We start from the raw sequence: 17,937 nt of genomic DNA on the forward strand, positions 1-17,937 counted from the left end.
ACGGCGGGTAGACCTGTCCGTCATGAGCAGCACACGGAATGCCTCCGACGCCCGCGGTGTCACCCCGGACGGCGCCGCCTGGCTCGCCTCGGCAGGAACGTATCCGCGCAGCACGCTCGCGCACTGGGAGGAGGCGCCGGACGCCCCGGTGGTGCTGCCGTGCGGGGTGGTCTTCGACGTGGTGAGCGCCCCCGCGCTCTTCGGGCGCCGGATGCTGGACCGGATGTGGCAGGAGGGTCCCGGCTCGGGCCCGGTCGCGGAGTTCCGCGGCCGGATGCTGCTCTTCGCCGCGCCGGGCACCGCCCAGCGGCTCCCGGCGCTCATGGAGTGGGAGGAGTGGGGCGCCCGCGGCGCGCGCACGGACGGGGTCCCGCCGCTGCTGTGCCATGGCCCCGGCGACGCGGTGACCGTCCCGGCGGCCATCCCCGCGGACGCCTGGGGGCGGGCCGGCGCGTACCCGCCCGCCGTCCGCTGGCTGGTCGCCCCGGACACCCGTCGTCCCTGGCTGCCGGGCCCGGAGGTGCTGCTCTGGGCGGCGGTCCGGGCGGCCCGCGAGGCCGTGCGGATATCGATTTTTCCTCCCGCGGATCGTGATGCTAATGTCTACGACGTCAGCAGGCGCCGCTAGCTCAGTTGGTTAGAGCAGCTGACTCTTAATCAGCGGGTCCGGGGTTCGAGTCCCTGGCGGCGCACGACATGAACAAGGCCCTTCGCTTCGGCGGGGGCCTTCTTCATGTCCCCTCTCACGCCCCTGTCGTGTCTCACGCCCCCGTCGTGATCTTCACCGTCCAGGCCCCCGACGCCGTACGCCCCTCCACCTCGACCCGTACGCCCTCCCCGGGCACCGTGAAGCTCTCGCCCAGGGCGACCGGCGCGTCGGCGAGCGGCGGATAGACGGAGTCCTCCCAGCAGGCCCCGGTGCGCGGATGGGCGTCGATCACCTCGATGGGCCCGCGCCCGGAGCGGGTGTCGCTGCTCACCCGGTAGACCAGCACGCCCTGCCGGCAGGCCGCCGCGTCGTTGCCGACCGGCCCGCGCGCCTCGAAGGCGAGCGCGCTGTCGGGACCGGTGCGCACCACCGCGAGCTTGGTGCCCCGCCCCAGACCGAAGGACGGCGCCCCCGCCGCCCCGGTCACCGGCGTCCCCGGCCCCGCCCCCAGCGGCTCCAGCGTCAGCCGCACCTGCCCCGCCTCCCGCACGCACCGCACCTGCCGGGGCTCCAGCCAGCCCAGCTTCCACTTGTGCCAGCCGAAGAGATCCGGCGCGAGGGCGAACTGGCTGCCCATCAGGTCCCAGTCGCCGACGTGCGTGTCCCAGTCGCCCTTGCCGTCCACGGGCCGGTGGTAGAGGTCGGGCAGGTCGAAGACGTGCCCCGTCTCGTGGGCCAGGACGAGCCGGTCCGGGGGATGGTTCTCGAACACGGTGACGACCCGGCGGATGTCGGTGCCGTCGGCGCGCAGTGGCCGGTCGAGATTGACGACCTTGGTGGCGTCGGAGTCCACGCCCGGCGCGTACGGGTCGGCGACGAAGTACACGACGTCGTAGCGCGAGAAGTCGACGTGCCGGTCGGCCACGGAGAGCGCGTCGCGCAGATAGGCCGCGCGGTGGGCGACGGTCCAGTCCCGCTCTATGGCGTACGCCGTGGAGGGGCGCGGCATGCGGATCCACCGCCGCAGCGGGTGCGCCCGCAGGGTGAACTTGCCGTAGGAGGCCCGCTGGAAGAAGCGGCTGGTCGCCGGGAAGTGGTCGGCGGCGAGCTCGGCGGGCGTGACCAGGGGGCGGGAGTCGGGGAAGGACAGGAACACCATCACCGCCTCCAGCCGGCGGGCGGGGCGGGGGTAGGCGGCGTTCCAGGTGTCCACGCCCTCGGAGTGGTGGGTGTCGGTGCGCGGGAGGGCGCACGGCGCCGCGGAGAACGGCTCGGCGACGGAGGGGACGCTCACCAGCGAGGTCGCCGCGAGCGCCGACATGGTGGCGCACATCGCCGCCGTGCTGCGCATCCGCGGCCGTACACCCGATCGGCTCAACCGGTCCCGCAGTGCCTCACGGCCGAGTCCCCTCGGGGTGAGCTGACGCGGCACGAGGACCTCCTGGAGACGGTTCGCGGGACACCGCACCCCAGACTGTGGTGATTTGTAGTACTACGCCCTGTTCAACTGCACCGGACGGGTGAGAACGGAGGAAAGCCGCGCGGGGCCGGACGGAGTCGACACCCCGTCCACTCACGGAACGTCACAACTGGTCGGAGGCCCGCATAAGCCGTCCACACGCGGGCAGAAACGATCGGGCGGGGATGCGCGACCGTCCTGGAGGCCGGACAGTGGCTGGAAGGCCCCGCCGCGGGCCTCTATGATCGGCACACTTTCCTGGTACTGAGAGACTTTCTCGCACGGACAGCGGCGGACAGCGATCGAGTGCACTGCGGGAGCGAGTGGTGAGCGGAACGTCCGAAGGGCCGGCGCCCGCGACGGAACTCGACCGGCCGACCGTCACGGAGAGTGAGATCATCACGTCTGCCGGTACCGAACCACCTGTGCTGTACTCCCCGTCGCCCCCGTCCTACCGCTCCGTCTTCACGGCCGCGCCGCTCGCCATGGCCGTGGTCGACCGCGAGGGCACGGTGACCGGAGCCAACGCCGCCCTCGCCGCGCTGCTGGGCCGCGACCAGGACACCCTGACCGGGGTCGCCGCCGCCGACCTGGTGGACCTGGCCTCCGACGCCCGCACCTGGCACGCCTACCGGGAGATGCTCCACGGACGGCGCGCCCGGCTGCGCTGCACACGCCGGCTGAAGCACCCCGAGGGCCATGTGCTGTGGGTGCGGGTCACCGTCGCCCCGCTGCCCGCCGAGGACGGGGGAGTGCTGCTGTCGGTCGCCGACATCACCGACCACCGCGAACTGCAGGAGCGCCTGCGGCACCTGCGCATGCACGACCCGGTGACCCGGCTGCCCAACCGCACCCTGTTCTTCGAACGGCTGACCGCCGCCCTGGACGCGGAGTCGTACGAGGAGAGCGGCACCGGCCGCATCGGCCTGTGCTACCTCGACCTGGACGGGTTCAAGGCCGTCAACGACACCCTCGGCCACCGCGTCGGCGACCAGCTCCTCGCCGCCGTCGCGGAACGGCTCAGGCAGTGCGCCGAGAACGCCGCCAGGACCGGCACCCCGCTGGTCGCCCGGCTCGGCGGGGACGAGTTCGCCCTCCTCGTCGAGGACTCCACCGGCACCGAACAGCTGGCCGACCTCGCCGAGTCACTGCTCGACGCGATCCAGGCGCCCTTCGACCTCTCCGGCCGCAGGCTCTCGGTCTCCGCCTCGATCGGCGTGGTCGAGCGGCACGCGGCCGGCACCACGCCCACCGCGCTGATGCAGGCCGCCGACACGACGCTCTACTGGGCGAAGGCCGACGGCAAGTCCCGCTGGACGCTGTTCGACCCCGAGCGCAACGCCCACCGTGTCACCCGCCAGGCCCTCGCCTCCACACTCCGCCCGGCCATCGACCGGGGGGAGTTCGCACTGGAGTACCAGCCGCTGGTGGGCATGGAGGACGACCGCGTGCACGGCGTCGAGGCGCTGATCCGCTGGCACCACCCGCGGTTCGGCACGCTCACGCCGAATCGGTTCATCTCCCTCGCCGAGGAGGACGGCTCCATCGTGCCGCTCGGCCGCTGGGTGCTGCGCACCGCCTGCCGGCAGGCGCGCGACTGGCAGGTGCAGCACCCCGACGGTCCGCCGATCTTCGTCAGCGTGAACGTCGCGGTCCGCCAGGTCTGGGACTCCGACCTGGTCGCGGACGTCGCCGCCACCCTCGAGGAGACCGGCCTGTCCGCGGAACTGCTCCAGCTGGAGCTGACCGAGTCGGCCGTGATGGGCTCCTCCGGCCGCCCCATCCAGGCGCTCAAGGCCCTCAGCGACATGGGCGTACGCATCGCCATCGACGACTTCGGCACCGGCTACTCGAACCTCGCCTACCTCAGCCGCCTCCCGGTGTCCGTGCTCAAACTCGACGGCTCCTTCGTCCGCGGCTTCCAGCTCGAGGACCGCGCCGCCAAGGCGAGCCCCGCGGACGAGGTCATCGTCGAGGCGATGGTCCAGCTCGCCCACCGCCTCGGCCTGACCGTCACCGCCGAGTGCGTGGAAACCTCCGCCCAGGCCACCCGCCTGCGCCGCATCGGCTGCGACACCGGCCAGGGCTGGCTGTACTCCCGCCCGGTCTCCCCCGACCGCATCTCCGAACTGCTGGGAACCCCGGGGGTTCAGGCGGGCGTGGGCAAGCCGTAGACGTCCGCGATGAGTTCGTAGGAGCGCAGGCGTACGTCGCCGCTGTGGGCGTTGGCGGTGATCATCAGCTCGTCGGCGCCGGTGCGCTTGTGCAACTCGTCCAGTCCGGCGCGGACCTCGTCGGCGGTGCCGTGGACGACGTTGGCGTTCCAGGAGTCGATGAACTCCCGCTCCATCGGGCTGAAGTCGTACGCCTCCGCCTCCTCCGGCGTGGGCACCAGGCCCGGGCGGCCGGTGCGCAGCCGCACCATGTTCAGCGCCGCGGCGAGCACCTGGCGGCGGGCCTCCTTCTCGTCGTCCGTCGCGAGCGCGGAGACGCCGATGAGCGCGTACGGCGCGTCGAGGACCTCGCTGGGGCGGAAGGTCTCCCGGTACAAATCGAGCGCCGGGATGGTGTTCTGCGCCGAGAAGTGGTGGGCGAAGGCGAAGGGCAGGCCGAGCATGCCGGCCAGCCGGGCGCTGAAACCGGAGGAGCCGAGCAGCCAGACGGGCGGACGGTGCGGCGACTGCACGCCGCCGGGCGAGGTCGCCTGCACCGGGCCGGGCACGGCGTGGATCCGGCGGTAGGGATGCCCGTCGGGGAAGTCGTCGTCCAGGAAGCGGGTGAGCTCGGCCAGCTGCTGCGGGAAGTCGTCGGCGCCCTCGTTCAGCCGCTCGGTGCGGCGCAGGGCCGCCGCCGTGGCGCCGTCGGTGCCGGGCGCGCGCCCCAGCCCCAGGTCGATCCGCCCCGGCGCCAGGGCCTCCAGCGTGCCGAACTGCTCCGCGATCACCAGCGGCGCGTGGTTGGGCAGCATCACCCCGCCGGAGCCCAGCCGGATGCGCTCGGTGTGCGCGGCCAGGTGCGCCAGGATCACCGCGGGCGAGGAGGAGGCCACGCCCGGCATGGAGTGGTGCTCGGCGACCCAGTGGCGGTGGAAACCGCGGGACTCGGCGAGACGGGCCAGCTCCACGCTGGTGCGCAGGGCGTCGCTCGCGGTCCGGCCCGCACCGACGGTCACGAGATCCAGTACGGAGAGGGGAACGGGTGCGCTGCCGTGGGCGGTGCCCCGTATCTCGTCTGTGGCCACGGTGAGGTGCCTCCTGGTGCTGTGTGACGCTCCGCTTCGGTGGCACAACGGGAGACGGCCTGCGGGTATTCCCTTGGCGGGCTCGCGGGCTCGCGGGCTCGCGGGGGCGGGTCAGCTCGTGCGGGCGTCCTCCTCCCGCGCGGCCGGCAGCAGCTGCGTACGGGCCAGGTGGGCGTAGAGCCCGCCCTCGCCCATCAGCCGGGCGTGGGTGCCGCTCGCGGTGACGCGGCCGCCGTCCAGGACCAGGATCTGGTCGGCGTCCCGGATCGTGGACAGCCGGTGCGCCACCACCAGCACCGTGCAGGTGGCCGCGGCCTCCTTGAGCGTGGCGTTCAGCAGCCGCTCGTTCTCCGCGTCCATCTGCGAGGTGACCTCGTCCAGGAGAAGGATGCGGGGGCGCTTCAGCAGCATGCGGGCGATGGGGATCCGCTGGCGCTGGCCGCCGGAGACGAGGATGCCGCCGTCGCCCACCTCGGTGTCCAGACCGTCCGGGAGCGACTCGGCGAACGCCGTGAGGTTCGTGCGCTCCAGTACGTCCGCGATCTCCGCGTCGGTGGCGTCCGGCCGGGCGTACACCAGGTTCGACCGCAGCGTGCCCGCCAGCACCGGGGACTCCTGCTCGACCTGCCCGATGAGGTCGCGCACCTCCTTCAGCGGCATGTCCGCCACGTCCCGGCCGAGGAGGCGCACCGCACCCCGGTCCGCGTCGTACATCCGGCTGATGAGGGAGAGCACGGTGGACTTCCCTGCCCCGGACGGGCCGACCAGCGCGGTGCGGGAGAACTCGGGGACGGTGAAGGACAGGTCGCGCAGCGCGGGGTGCCCCTCGCGGCCGGGGTAGGCGAAGGTCACGCCGTCGAGGGCCATCGCGGGGGCGGCGGACGAGGTGGTCCCGGTGGCCGCGGGCGCTGTCGCCTCGTTGGTCCGTTCCAGGGGCTCGTCGAGGAGTTCCTGGACCCGGGACAGGGCCGCGCGCCCCGCCTGGAGGTCGGTGACGGAGGAGAACAGCGTGGCCATCGGCACGGCGAGGTAGAGCAGGTAGAGCAGGAAGGCGATCAGCTCGCCCAGCGCCATGGTGCCGTCCGCGACCCTGGCCCCGCCGATGCCGAGCACGAGCATCAGCGCGCCCTGCACGGAGACCGCCGTCACCGGGTGGACCAGCGCCTCCAGCTTCGCCTGCCGCATCCCGGCCCGGTGGGCGGCCCGTACGTCGGCGACCAGGGCCTTCTCCTCGCGGTCCTCGGCGCCGCTGAGCTTGACCGTGCGGATCGCCCGCAGCACCCGTTCCAGCCCGGCCCCGATCCGGCCCACACTGCGCTGGGCCTCCACGGTGGCCGCCATGATCCGCAGGGAGACGGCGAACACCGCGAGGAACGACACCAGCAGACAGCCCAGTGTCAGCCCGAGCATCAGCGGATCGAGCACCAGCATGAGCACGAGCGACCCGGTGAAGGTCAGCACACCGGCGAGCGTCTCGGTCAGGCTGGAGGCCAGCGCCCCGCGCACCGCGGTGGTGTCCGCGCTCACCCGGGAGATGAGGTCACCGGAGCGGTGCCGCGCGTAGGTGGCGGCCGGCCACCGCAGCAGCCGCCCGACCAGCGTCGTGCGCAGGTTCATCACGACGCCCTCGCCGATCCGGCCGAGCAGATAGCTCTGCACCGAGCCCAGCAGCGCCTCCGCCAGGAACAGCCCGACGATCACCAGCACCGTGGCGGTCACCGGCCGGGAGTCCGACAGATCGGTGAACACCTTCTTCACGACCAGCGGCTGCACCAGCGCCACCACGGCCGCCACACAGCTCAGCAGCGAGGCCGTGACCAGGGCCGGCGCCTGCGGCCTGGCGTGGGCGAGCAGCTGACGCAGGGGGACCTTGGCGACCTCCGCCGCGTCCGCCTCCTGGCCCTGCTCCGTGTGTGTCTTCACCGGGTGCCCTCCCCTTGTCGGTGCCTGTGGTTCGTGGGTGTGGTCCGCGTCAGCCGAGCGCGGAGGTGCCCGCCGCGAGGGCGGCGATCGTCAGTACCGGCGCGACGGTTCTCGCGGCGCCCCACCTGCCGTCACGGAGCAGGGAGACGGTCAGTACGGCGTAGAGCACCGCGTTGCTCAAGCTGAGGAACCCGAGCGCGGGAACGTCCGTCCACCGGGCGGGCGACGTCGCCAGGACCACCGGGGCGTCCCCCGTCACCGCCGACTCCACGAGGAGGGAGCCCGCTTCGGCGAGGGCGGAGCACAGCAGCGCGGCGGACACCGCGGCCAGGGTCACCGGCCCCAGGGGGCACCGACCAGCCCCAGCTCGTACGTCCACCACTCGAACTCCGACGGCCGCCAGGCCAGCAGGGCCGCGCCCCACAGCAGGACCGCACAGCCGCCGACCAACCGGCCGTCGCGTATGTCGCGCGCCACCTGGTACATCGCGGCCATCGGCGGGAACAGCAGATATCCGGTGGTGGCCACCGGCAGCGTCGCCAGCAGCACCGCCACCGGCCGGCGGCGCCGCACGAGAAGAGTCAGGACGGAGGCCACGTAGAGAAACCGCTCGTAGCCCGAGGAGTCGCCCCACACCGCGAGGACCTCGACGAGGGAGGCGCCGAGGAGGACGGGGGTGGCGAACCGCTCGAACCTCCCGAGCGACGGGGCACTTCATCAGCCGAGGCCTCCGCAACCGCCGGCGACGCCTGTTCCGCAGGCACCCGATCCCCCCGGGGCATCAGCCGCGCCGGGGAACCGGTGCCAGCCCGAGCCGCCAGGCCATGACGGCCGCCTGCACCCGGTTGTCGACCCCCAGTTTCGCCAGGATCATGCTGACGTGGTCCCGGACGGTGTGCGTGCTGACGCACAGTTCCCGGGCGATGTCCGCGTTCGGCAGGCCCTCCGCCAGCCGCCCGAGCACCTCCCGCTCCCGGTCGGTGAGCAGCGCGGCCCCGGGACCGTCCGCCACGCCGCCCGCCGCCGCTGCCCCGGGCCTGCTCCGCGCCGCGCCGTCCAGGAAGCCGCCGATCACCGACCGGGCGACGGCGGGCGCGAGGACGGTGCCGCCGTCGGCCAGCACCTTGACGGAGTGGATCAGCTGCTCCGGCGCGGAGTCCTTGAGCAGGAAACCGTCCGCGCCCGCTTCGAGGGCGTCGAGCACGTCCTCGTCCTCCGAGAACGTCGTCAGCATCGCGGTCGCGGGCCGGTGCCCGTCCGACCCGCGCCCCGGCAGCCGTCGCAGTACGGACAGGCCGTCCACATCCGGCATCTTCAGCTCGAGGAGCATCACATCGGGCCGGTGCTGTGCGACGGCACGGACGGCCTGGGCGCCGTCGCAGGTGGAGGGGACGGTGATGTCAGGATCGGACTCCAGGATCTGCTGCATACAGCTGCGCAGCAGGAGTTCGTCGTCCACGATCAGCACACGGATCATCGTGACTCCCCCCGGTGGCCACCGATCGTCTCTTCCCACGCCGGACGCCCGCGAGGTGGTCCAGCCTCGTGAGCCGTCCGCTCCAACGGGTCAGCATACGCAACGGCATCTGCGCTGCTCGGCAACGCCGTCTGGCATGCTCGAACACATCCACCCAAGTCGGAGGAAGCCCGCGGCCATGGAAGCGAAGACGCCCACCCCGAAGAACCTTGTCATCGACCTGGTAACCGAGTTGAACCAGGACGCGGCCTTCACCTTTCACCGCGCACACCTGGGCGACTTCATCCTGCCCCTCCCACGGAACTCGTTCGAAGAGATCACCAAGCACCGTCAGGCGTTCGTCGTCGAAGCCGACGGACAGATAGCAGGTTTCTGCTACGTGAAGCCGGACGGCAAGGAACTCGACGACGTCGCGCGCTGGGAGTTCGGCGGCCTGTACCTCGAGCCGGCCCTGCGCGGCCAGGGCATTGCCAAGGTGCTCAGTGCCGTGGCGATCGCCCAGGTGACCCGCGCGGACCCCAAGCCGGTCATGGCGTATGTGCACCGGGAAAACACTGAAGGGCTGGACCTGCTCGTCCAGCGTCTGGGCTTCGTAACGCAGGATCAGGTCGTACGCATCGGCCCCGACGAGCTCAAGGGCCATCTCCGCCGCGACGGTTCAGGCTTCGCGACGGCGCACGTCCTCCATCTCCCCGACACGTCGCAGACCCGCGTAGCCGACATCCTGGAACGCTTCGCCAACGACCCGGCCAGCCCATCTCAGCCGACCACGTTGACACTCGCCGAAGGCTTGTTCCCCTCACCATTGCCCCAAGGAATCGCCGACGCATGCCAGTCGTGAGTCGGGCTGGTGCGCACACCCACTCAAAGTGGGAACAAGCGTCGCATCATCATCACCAAACGTAACAATGATCACGCGCGCTAAGTGGATCTTGTGCCGTCATTACCCGTTTACTCCCCGTTGACCTGACGTGCCATCAGGCGATTACTTGCGGATGGCGACTGTGTGGACACTGTGGGTGGGGTGTGACGGGAATGTGGACCCGAAAGCGAGGCGGTGTCAGGACGCTTGGCGTCCTGCTGGGCCTGGTGTTAGCCGTGGGATCGGCTCCCGGCGCTCACCGGTGAGGCCGCAGCCGGTGTCCAGGTGTCGCCGCCCAGGAAGGCGGCCGGGGCAGCCGACGAGGACACCTCTGTGCTGACGGAGGCGGAAGCGCTGGCCAAGGCCAAGAAGACCGGCGAGTTGGTGGAGATCGCGTCGTTGCGCCGGGAGTCGAGCGAGGTCTTCGCCACCCCGGAAGGCCAGTTGCAGGCGCGTGAGTACCTGCGTCCCGTCTGGACACGGACGAACGGAAGCTGGCGCCGGATCGACACCGATCTGACGGCCACGGACAAGGGCACCGTCGCGCCAAAGGCGTCGGCCATGGACCTCGAGTTCTCCGGCGGCGGTGAGAGTCCGCTCGTACGCATGCAGCGCGCCGGGCGCACGCTCAGCCTGACCTGGCCCACGCCGCTGCCGAAGCCCGAGGTCGAGGGGCCGGTCGGCCGCTGACCCGACGCCCACCCACGGCACCGGCTGACCGGCCCTGCGTACACGAACTCCATCGAAACGCCCCGTATGACGAAGGACGAGGATGAACGGTAGATCCCGGACGCGAGTCCGTGCACTGCGCCGCCGTGTCGCCCTGGCCTCGGCCACGGTCCTGATCGGCACCTTGCTCCAGGCGGCGGCCCTGCCCGCTTCGATGGCCGACAGCGGTACCGGCCGGCCGGACCTGCCGGCGTCGGAGAAGCCGGTCGCGGTCACGGAAGTGCCGGTGACACCGCGAACCCTGACGAAGGGCCCACGCACGCCTGTTAAGGCACCGAGAGCGGCCTGGCCCCTGGCGGGAGTGGTGACCGTCGAGCCGCCCGACGGCTCCTCGTCCGTCGTTCGGGCGAAGGGACTGCCTCTGGCAGTGGGCGGCAAACAGTCCCCGGGGAAAGTACGGACCCGTCTGTTCGACCGCGAGACCGCTGAACGGCTGGGCGCGGACGGTCCGGTCTTCAGCCTCGAGGGTGCCGAGCCGTCCACGGCCGCGACGAAGAAGGACGTGGTGCGCGCGCGACTCGACTACTCCGCCTTCGCCGAGGCGTTCGGCGGTGGTTACGCCGACCGCCTTCGGTTGGTCGAGCTGCCGCCCTGCGCGCTCACCACCCCCGACAAGGACGCCTGCCGGGAGACCACGCCTGTCGATTCCGTCAACGACACCGAGTCGAAGACCCTCACCGCGCAGAGCATCCCTCTGAAGACCTCCGCAGCCACTGTCCTCGCGGCCGTCGCCGACGACGAAAGCATGGGCGGCGACTACAAGGCCACCCCGCTGGCACCGTCCGCCCAGTGGGACACCAATCTCAACTCCGGTGACTTCTCCTGGTCATATGCGATGAACGTGCCGGACGTGCCCGGCGGGCTGCTGCCCAGTGTCGGGATCTCCTACTCCTCGGGGTCCGTCGACGGCCGTTCCGGCAACTCCAACAACCAGGGCTCCTGGGTCGGTGACGGCTTCGACATGTGGCCGGGGTTCATCGAGCGGCGTTACAAATCCTGCGACGACGACGGCGTGAAGCACTCCGACGGGGGCAAGCCGGCCGACCTGTGCTGGGGGTACGACAACGCCTTCATCTCCTTCAACGGCAAGGGCGGCGAACTCGTACCGGACGGCACCGACACCTTCCGGCTGCGTGATGATGACGGCACCAAGGTCCAGCGGTTGCGTGGCTCCTCCTCCGACGTACGGTCCAACGGCGCCAGGGACGACGAGTACTGGAGGGTCACCACTCCGGACGGGGTGCAGTACTACTTCGGATACAACCGGCTGCCCGGCTGGGCCACGGGCAAGGAGACCACCGACTCCACCTGGACCGCGCCGGTATTCGGTGACGACGCCAACGAGCCCTGCCACGCCTCTTCGTTCGCCGAATCCTGGTGTCGGCAGGGGTGGCGCTGGAACCTCGACTACGTCGTCGACCCGCACGGCAACGCGATCGCGTACTACTACAACAAGGAGTGGAACTCCTACGGACGGAACCTGGACGAGAAGGCCAACACAAGGTACGTGCGCGGCGGCTTCCTCGACCGCATCGAGTACGGCCTGCGTTCGTCCGACATGTACGCGCAGCCGCTGGCGAAGGTCGACTTCACCAGCGGCGAGCGGTGTCTGCCCGACGCGAACACCACCTGTGCGGACATCGGCAAAGAGGCCTTCTACTGGTACGACACGCCTTGGGACCTGAACTGCGACAAGGACGCCACCTGTGATGAGGGCCGGCTCTCTCCGGTGTTCTTCACCCGCAAGCGGCTCACCTCCGTCACCACCCAGGTCCTGAAGTCCGGCAGTTACGCGAACGTCGACTCCTGGAAACTGGTCCACCGCTGGGGCATGGCCGACACCGACTATCAACTGCTGCTGGACTCCGTGCAGCGGACCGGCCACACTGCCACCCCCGCGATCACCCTCCCCAAGACGACCTTCGGGTACCAGCAGCTGGCCAACCGGCTCGACCGCACCGGAGACGGTTTCGCCCCGTTCGTCAAGGACCGTCTGGACAACATCACCGACGAGGCGGGCGGCCAGATCGACGTCGGATACTCGGCGCCGGTCTGCGACGCGGACGACCTGCCCACCCCGCAGACCAACACCAGCCGCTGCTTCCCGCAGTACATCGGCGGCAGCTCCTCCGACGACCCGGACCTGCATTGGTTCAACAAGTACGTCACCTCCACCGTCACCCTTACCGACCGCACCGGCGGATCCCCGGACCAGGTCACCTCATACGAGTACCTGGACGGCGCCGCCTGGCACTACGACGACGATGACGGACTGACGAAGGAGAAGGCGAAGACCTGGTCGCAGTGGCGCGGCTACGGCCATGTGAGGGTGAAGACCGGTGGGCAGGGCGGCGCGGCGGCAATGAAGTCGCAGTCCGACACCTACTTCCTGCGCGGTATGGACGGCGATCGCCGTGCCCCCAGCGGCGGCACCAAATCCGTCGACGTGACACTCGGCAGTGGAGAGGGCGACCCGATCCCCGACCACGAGTCGGCAGCCGGGTTCGCCTACAAGACCGTGCAGTACTCCGGCCCCGGCGGACGAGTGCTCGCGAAGACCGTGAACTGGCCGTGGCATCACGAGACCGCGAAGAAGGTCCGCTCCTGGGGCACGGTGACTGCCAACCTCACCGGGACAGCGCAGACCCGCACATGGACCTCGCTGGACAACGGCGCGGGAGCCAAGTGGCGCACGACCACGGTGAACAACTCCTTCGACACCGTCGCCGGACGCCTCACCCGCACCGATGACCGCGGCGACGACGCGACCACCGCCGACGACCGGTGCACACGCACCTCTTATCCGGCGAGCGGCACGATCCTCGTCCTGCCCGCCCGCGTGGAGACAGTCGCCACGCAGTGCACCGGCACACCGGACCGAACCAAGGACGTCATCTCCGACCTGCGCACGGCCTACGACGGCCGGGCCTATGACGCCGCGCCGACCAAGGGCGATGCCACGGCCACCGCGGTCCTCAAGTCCCACGACGGGACCACGGCCACCTACACGGAGAGCGGCGCCACCTACGACGCCTACGGCCGCGAACTCACGCGCACCGACCTCACCGGGGCCCTCACCGTCGTCTCCGGTGCCGTGACACGCACCGCTCGTACCGACGGCCGTACCACGACCACCGCCTACACCCCGACCACCGGCTTCCCCACGTCCGCGAAGGTCACGACGCCGCCCGCGAAGCCCGGTGACGGCACCACCGCGCTGTCCACGACCACGACGCACGATCCGGCGCGTGGAGTGCCGCTGACCCAGACCGACATCAACGGCAAGGTCACCAACTTCGCCTACGACGCGCTGGGCCGTACCACCAAGGTCTGGCTCGCCGACCGGCGTACGAGTGATGTTCCCACGTACGAGTACACCTACAGAGTGACGGGGAATGCCCCGGTCGCCGTGGGCACCAAGATCATCGGCAACGACAATGCCCAGATCACCTCGTACGTCCTCTACGACGGCCTTCTGCGGCCCCGTCAGTCGCAATCCCCGGGCCCCGACGGCGGACGGCTGCTGGCCGACACCTTCTACGACGATCGCGGGCTGACGGTCAAGGAGTTCCTTCCCTACTACGCCACCTCCAGGCCCTCCACGACTCTGGTCGCGCCGGAGGACGCGCTCAGTGTGGAGACCCAGAACCGCTACACCCACGACGGCCTCGGTCGGCAGACGGAGCACCGACAGATCTTCGGCAACGGCGACGGCGGAAAGGTTCTCAACACCACCCGTACCCTCTACGGCGGCGACCGCACCACCGTGATTCCACCCGAGGGCGGTACTGCCACCACCACCCTCACCGATGCCCGAGGGCAGACCACGGAGCTGCGCCAGCACCACCAGCCCGCCGCGGAGGCCTCGTACGACTCCACCACCTACTCCTTCAACCAGGCGGGCGCGCTGTCCGAGGTGACCGATCCGGCGGGCAACCAATGGCGCTTCGCGTACGACCTTCTCGGCCGGATGACGCGGTCCGACGACCCGGACAAGGGCACCACTCGCTACCACTACGACGACCGGGGCCAGCTCACCTCCACGGTCGACGCACGCGACACCACGCTCGTCAATGTCTACGACGGGCTCGGCCGTAAAACCGAAGTGCGCTCCGGCTCCAGCACCGGCCCGCTGCGTGCCGAGTGGACCTACGACACGCTCAGCGGAGCCAAAGGCCACCTCGCCGAGTCCTCCCGATATGCCGACGACGGACTGACCTACACCTTCAAGGTGGTCGCCTACGACCGGCTCTACCGGCCGCTGCGTACCTCGATGACTATCCCGGAGTCCGCTGCCAACGCGGGCCTGGCGGGCACGTACATGTCGGGCACCTCCTACAAGGGGTCCGGACTGGTCGCCGCCGTAGGACTGCCCAAGGCCGGCTCCTTGGCCGCGTCCACCATGGCGTTCGACTACGAGGACGAGACGCTGCGCCCCATCGCGGTGGAAGGCCTGACAGACCTGAGGGCCACCACCTCCTACAGCCTGACCGGCAAGCCGCAGATGTACGAACTGTCCGACGTGGGTGGCAAGAGCACTCAGGTCACCAACACCTACGAGCCCGGCACCCAGCGGCTGGCGTCCACCCGCGTCGACCGCCAGGACGTCGCGGGGGTCGATCAGGCCTCCGCCTTCCGCTATGACGAGGCGGGCAACGTCCTGTCCGTTTCGGACACCTCCCGCTCCGGCACGGACACCCAGTGCTTCACCTACGATCACCTGCGCCGTCTGAAGGAGGCCTGGACCCAGTCCAGCACCGCCTGTGCGAGTGCGCCCAGTGAACCGGTGCTCGGCGGCCCGGCCCCGTACTGGACGTCCTACGGCTATGACAAGACAGGGAACCGCAGTACCGAGATCCAGCACGACATCACTGGTGACACCACGAAGGACGTCACGAGCACCTATGAATACCCGGCACCGGGGCCGGCCGCGGTCCGTCCGCACGGACTGAAGACGGTCACGCGCACCGGGTCCGGCGTCACGTCCGGTGACTTCTACACCTACGACGCGACCGGCAACACCAAGACCCGCACCTTGGGCAACGGAACCACGCAGGATCTCGAATGGAACGCCGAGGGTCGGCTCGCCAAGCTCACCGAGCCCGTCGAAGGCGGATCGCCGAAGGTGACGGAGTACGTCTACGACGCCGACGGCAACCGTCTGATCGCGCGGACGCCCACCGAGACCACGCTCTACCTGGGCAGCACCGAGATCACGGTCGCCAAGGGCAGCAACAAGCCCCGGGGCACCCGGTACATCGACCTCGGGGGTGGCCACACCGCCGTCCAGGACGACGACGGAAGCGTTTCCTTCACCATCGCCGACCACCACGGCACGGCGCTGCTCGCCATCGACGGGGCCACCCAGAAGCTGACCCAGCGCCGTGCGCTGCCCTTCGGCGGCATCCGTGGAGAGGAACCGGAGGACTGGCCCGGCACCAAGGGATTCGTCGGCGGTACACGGGACGCGTCCACAGGCCTCACCCACTTGGGCGCCCGCGAGTACGACCCGTCCACGGGCCGCTTCCTCTCGGTCGACCCGATCATGGACCTGACCGACCCGCAACAGATCAACGGCTACACGTACAGCAACAACAACCCGCTGACCTTCTCCGACCCGTCTGGCCTGTACTGCGACGGATGCAGTGCCAACAACCCGGACTCCGTCTGGGCCCCCAGCAAGCACAACGGGCCGGGCTGCACGACGTACAACTGCTACGACCGGTCCGGCAACGTCGACTATCGAGTGGGCAGGTCCGGCAAGACCAAGCAGTCCAAGAGCTCGCCGACGGTGACGGTCAACGTCACTGAGAAGAGGGGCGAGGTCTTCATCGAGAACATCCGCGTGCCGGCCGCACGGGAACTGGCAGCGATGTTCCCGCAGTACGAAAAGCGGGAGGACCTGCTGGAGGCGTGGGCGGAACGCAAGTGCTCCCAGATGGACGCCGGCCTTGATGCATTCTGCAGCGAGGCCCAAGCACTCGGCATCATCCACCACGAACAGACTCTGTTCCAGCAGGTTGTCGTGGCTCTGGTCGCACCCGACTTCGACGCGTGGAAGAGCTGCCTGAGTGGAGACAGCCTCACGGCCTGCGGCTGGGCGATGACGGACCTGCCCTGGGGCCGGGTGTTCAAGGGCGCGAAGGTCCTCAAGGCGAAAAAGTCGTGCAACAGCTTCGTCCCCGGCACCGAGGTCCTGATGGCGGACGGCACGACGAAACCTATCGAGGACGTCGAGATCGGCGACAAGATCCTGGCGACGGACCCGGAGACAGGGAAGACCGAGGCCACGACGGTCACCGCTGAGATTACCGGCGTTGGCCCGAAGAACCTGGTGACGATCACCGTCTCCGTGGACGGAAAGCAGGTGAGGATCACTGCGACGGACGGCCACCCGTTCTGGGTTCCGGGCCTCGACAAATGGATCGACGCCGCCCAGCTGACCGTCGGTCAGGACCTGCGTACCGCCACTGGAAAGACGGTACGCATCCGTGCGATGGCCCGTGTGCAGCGCCCGGCCACGGTCCACAACCTGACCGTTGCGGACCTGCACACGTACTATGTGCTGGCGGGCGAGACCCCGGTCCTGGTTCACAACAGCAATGGATGTATCAACTGGGCCTCCAACAGCGTCAAAACGTGGGGTCACACATTCAAGACTCATGGTGCTGGAGCGAAGAACACGAAGGCTCTGACCGATCGCGCTCGCAGCACCGGGAATCAGCAAGGTCAGTGGCTGAATAATGACGCCGCTGCGGAGTTCTTGAAGGGGCTCCATGTCGAAGGAGCCGGGCCCAGGTCGGTGCGCATTCCGGACGGGTTGGGGCAGGTGATTATGCCGGATGGGAGTATCGTCCAAGCGCGGGCGGCTACCATCGTCCCGAGTCCAAATGGGCTGTACAAGACGGGATTCCCGATCATTGGTCCGAACTAGGAGGCTGGAGAGATGAGCTTCTCTGTGTCGTTCAATCCGGCCGTGCCGTCAGGCGCTGTGGCTCCTGCTTCAGCGAGTCTGGAGCCGGGTGACGATTACGAGACCCTTGTCATGGAGGCGTGTAGCGCCCTCTCTGATGCTGGAGGCGGCAGATTCCACATTGGCGGCTTCGGCAGTGATGAGTGGCCACTCGATGTCGCGTATGACCTGTCTGCCTTCATGGAGCAGCTCCCGTCGCTTCTGGCGGGTGTGCGCGACCTTCGCGAAGTCGAGGTGGATCTCTACTCGCAGGGTATCGAGAGGACTTTGACCTTCCGTCCAAGCGGGGATCTCGTGATGATTCACTGCGATTCGCGGACCAATTGGGTTCCGAATCCAGAGCACGAGACCATTGCGCAGAGTGGGCTAGTCGCGATGCTCTCGAAATTGGCCGAAGACTTCGCCGCGGGGTTGAAGGCGATCAATTCCGAACTGTCGGAGGTCGCACCATTCGATCGTTGGCTGGAGGGTGAGGTGTAGCCTCGCTGCCCGAGCCTGCAACCCTCGCCCTGGATAGCAGCAGCAAAGTTGAAGCCCTGTCAGGTGAGTGCTGACGCTGACTCTGTCGGGGATCTTGAGGATCCCCGGCGGGGCAGCATGATCAACGGGCATGCTCGGCTCTGT

At 69.5% G+C, this 17,937-nt stretch carries 12 protein-coding genes and 1 tRNA gene; 7 read left to right on the plus strand and 6 right to left on the minus strand.

The window, feature by feature from the left end:
• Window positions 1-22 precede the first annotated feature (22 nt).
• Together AC5L3C_RS23855 and AC5L3C_RS23860 are read left to right on the plus strand one after the other, a co-directional pair.
• Window positions 23-628, plus strand: coding sequence for a bifunctional DNA primase/polymerase (locus AC5L3C_RS23855; protein ID WP_493650752.1), 606 nt, complete (start codon window positions 23-25; stop codon window positions 626-628).
• Window positions 619-692, plus strand: a tRNA-Lys gene (locus AC5L3C_RS23860). The genes AC5L3C_RS23855 and AC5L3C_RS23860 overlap by 10 nt, the downstream gene beginning before the upstream one ends.
• Before the next feature lie 69 nt (window positions 693-761).
• Here the strand turns inward: AC5L3C_RS23860 and AC5L3C_RS23865 are convergent.
• Window positions 762-1,982: a M6 family metalloprotease domain-containing protein gene (locus tag AC5L3C_RS23865; RefSeq protein WP_493653992.1), complete on the minus strand. Its 1,221-nt coding sequence runs from the start codon at window positions 1,980-1,982 to the stop codon at window positions 762-764.
• Between the two features lie 452 nt (window positions 1,983-2,434).
• Here AC5L3C_RS23865 and AC5L3C_RS23870 point away from each other — a divergent pair, with 452 nt between their 5' ends.
• Window positions 2,435-4,282: a putative bifunctional diguanylate cyclase/phosphodiesterase gene (locus AC5L3C_RS23870; protein WP_493650753.1), complete on the plus strand. Its 1,848-nt coding sequence runs from the start codon at window positions 2,435-2,437 to the stop codon at window positions 4,280-4,282.
• On the opposite strand, the gene AC5L3C_RS23875 is transcribed toward AC5L3C_RS23870, so the two are convergent.
• The 5 genes from AC5L3C_RS23875 to AC5L3C_RS23895 form a co-directional block, all read right to left on the minus strand.
• Window positions 4,258-5,349, minus strand: a complete 1,092-nt coding sequence (locus tag AC5L3C_RS23875) for an LLM class flavin-dependent oxidoreductase (protein WP_493650754.1) — start codon at window positions 5,347-5,349, stop codon at window positions 4,258-4,260. The two genes, AC5L3C_RS23870 and AC5L3C_RS23875, sit on opposite strands and share 25 nt — an antisense overlap.
• 111 nt (window positions 5,350-5,460) lie before the next feature.
• The gene (locus AC5L3C_RS23880; protein WP_493650755.1) at window positions 5,461-7,272 is read right to left on the minus strand and encodes an ABC transporter ATP-binding protein; all 1,812 of its coding nucleotides are present in this window, start codon (window positions 7,270-7,272) and stop codon (window positions 5,461-5,463) included.
• Between the two features lie 49 nt (window positions 7,273-7,321).
• On the minus strand, window positions 7,322-7,609 hold the full coding sequence (locus tag AC5L3C_RS23885) for a hypothetical protein (RefSeq protein WP_493650756.1): 288 nt from the start codon (window positions 7,607-7,609) through the stop codon (window positions 7,322-7,324).
• Window positions 7,606-7,908, minus strand: a complete 303-nt coding sequence (locus tag AC5L3C_RS23890; RefSeq protein ID WP_493650757.1) for a hypothetical protein — start codon at window positions 7,906-7,908, stop codon at window positions 7,606-7,608. Before AC5L3C_RS23890 ends, AC5L3C_RS23885 begins: the two co-directional genes overlap by 4 nt.
• Before the next feature lie 145 nt (window positions 7,909-8,053).
• Entirely contained in the window at window positions 8,054-8,749 is a 696-nt protein-coding gene (locus tag AC5L3C_RS23895) for a response regulator (RefSeq protein ID WP_493650758.1), read from the minus strand.
• A 178-nt stretch (window positions 8,750-8,927) separates the two neighbouring features.
• On the opposite strand from AC5L3C_RS23895, the gene AC5L3C_RS23900 reads away from it, so the two are divergent.
• The 4 genes from AC5L3C_RS23900 (at window position 8,928) to AC5L3C_RS23915 (ending at window position 17,793) form a co-directional block, all read left to right on the plus strand.
• Complete coding sequence (locus AC5L3C_RS23900; RefSeq protein WP_493650759.1) at window positions 8,928-9,590, plus strand: GNAT family N-acetyltransferase; 663 nt, start codon at window positions 8,928-8,930, stop codon at window positions 9,588-9,590.
• A gap of 306 nt (window positions 9,591-9,896) precedes the next feature.
• The gene (locus AC5L3C_RS23905; RefSeq protein ID WP_493650760.1) at window positions 9,897-10,301 is read left to right on the plus strand and encodes a hypothetical protein; all 405 of its coding nucleotides are present in this window, start codon (window positions 9,897-9,899) and stop codon (window positions 10,299-10,301) included.
• An 82-nt stretch (window positions 10,302-10,383) separates the two neighbouring features.
• Window positions 10,384-17,274, plus strand: coding sequence for a polymorphic toxin-type HINT domain-containing protein (locus tag AC5L3C_RS23910; RefSeq protein WP_493650761.1), 6,891 nt, complete (start codon window positions 10,384-10,386; stop codon window positions 17,272-17,274).
• Between the two features lie 12 nt (window positions 17,275-17,286).
• Window positions 17,287-17,793 carry a hypothetical protein gene (locus AC5L3C_RS23915; protein ID WP_493650762.1) on the plus strand — a complete coding sequence of 169 codons (507 nt, stop codon included), beginning with the start codon at window positions 17,287-17,289 and terminating at the stop codon, window positions 17,791-17,793.
• Window positions 17,794-17,937 lie beyond the last annotated feature (144 nt).

It is taken from the genome of Streptomyces speibonae, assembly GCF_984686075.1.

What these genes read in the sequence shown, in the direction of transcription:
- AC5L3C_RS23855 (WP_493650752.1), top strand. Translation starts at nt 23, where the DNA reads ATGAGCAGCACACGGAATGCCTCCGACGCCCGCGGTGTCACCCCGGAC.
- AC5L3C_RS23865 (WP_493653992.1), bottom strand. Translation starts at nt 1,982, where the DNA reads ATGTGCGCCACCATGTCGGCGCTCGCGGCGACCTCGCTGGTGAGCGTC.
- AC5L3C_RS23895 (WP_493650758.1), bottom strand. Translation starts at nt 8,749, where the DNA reads ATGATCCGTGTGCTGATCGTGGACGACGAACTCCTGCTGCGCAGCTGT.
- AC5L3C_RS23900 (WP_493650759.1), top strand. Translation starts at nt 8,928, where the DNA reads ATGGAAGCGAAGACGCCCACCCCGAAGAACCTTGTCATCGACCTGGTA.
- AC5L3C_RS23910 (WP_493650761.1), top strand. Translation starts at nt 10,384, where the DNA reads ATGAACGGTAGATCCCGGACGCGAGTCCGTGCACTGCGCCGCCGTGTC.
- AC5L3C_RS23915 (WP_493650762.1), top strand. Translation starts at nt 17,287, where the DNA reads ATGAGCTTCTCTGTGTCGTTCAATCCGGCCGTGCCGTCAGGCGCTGTG.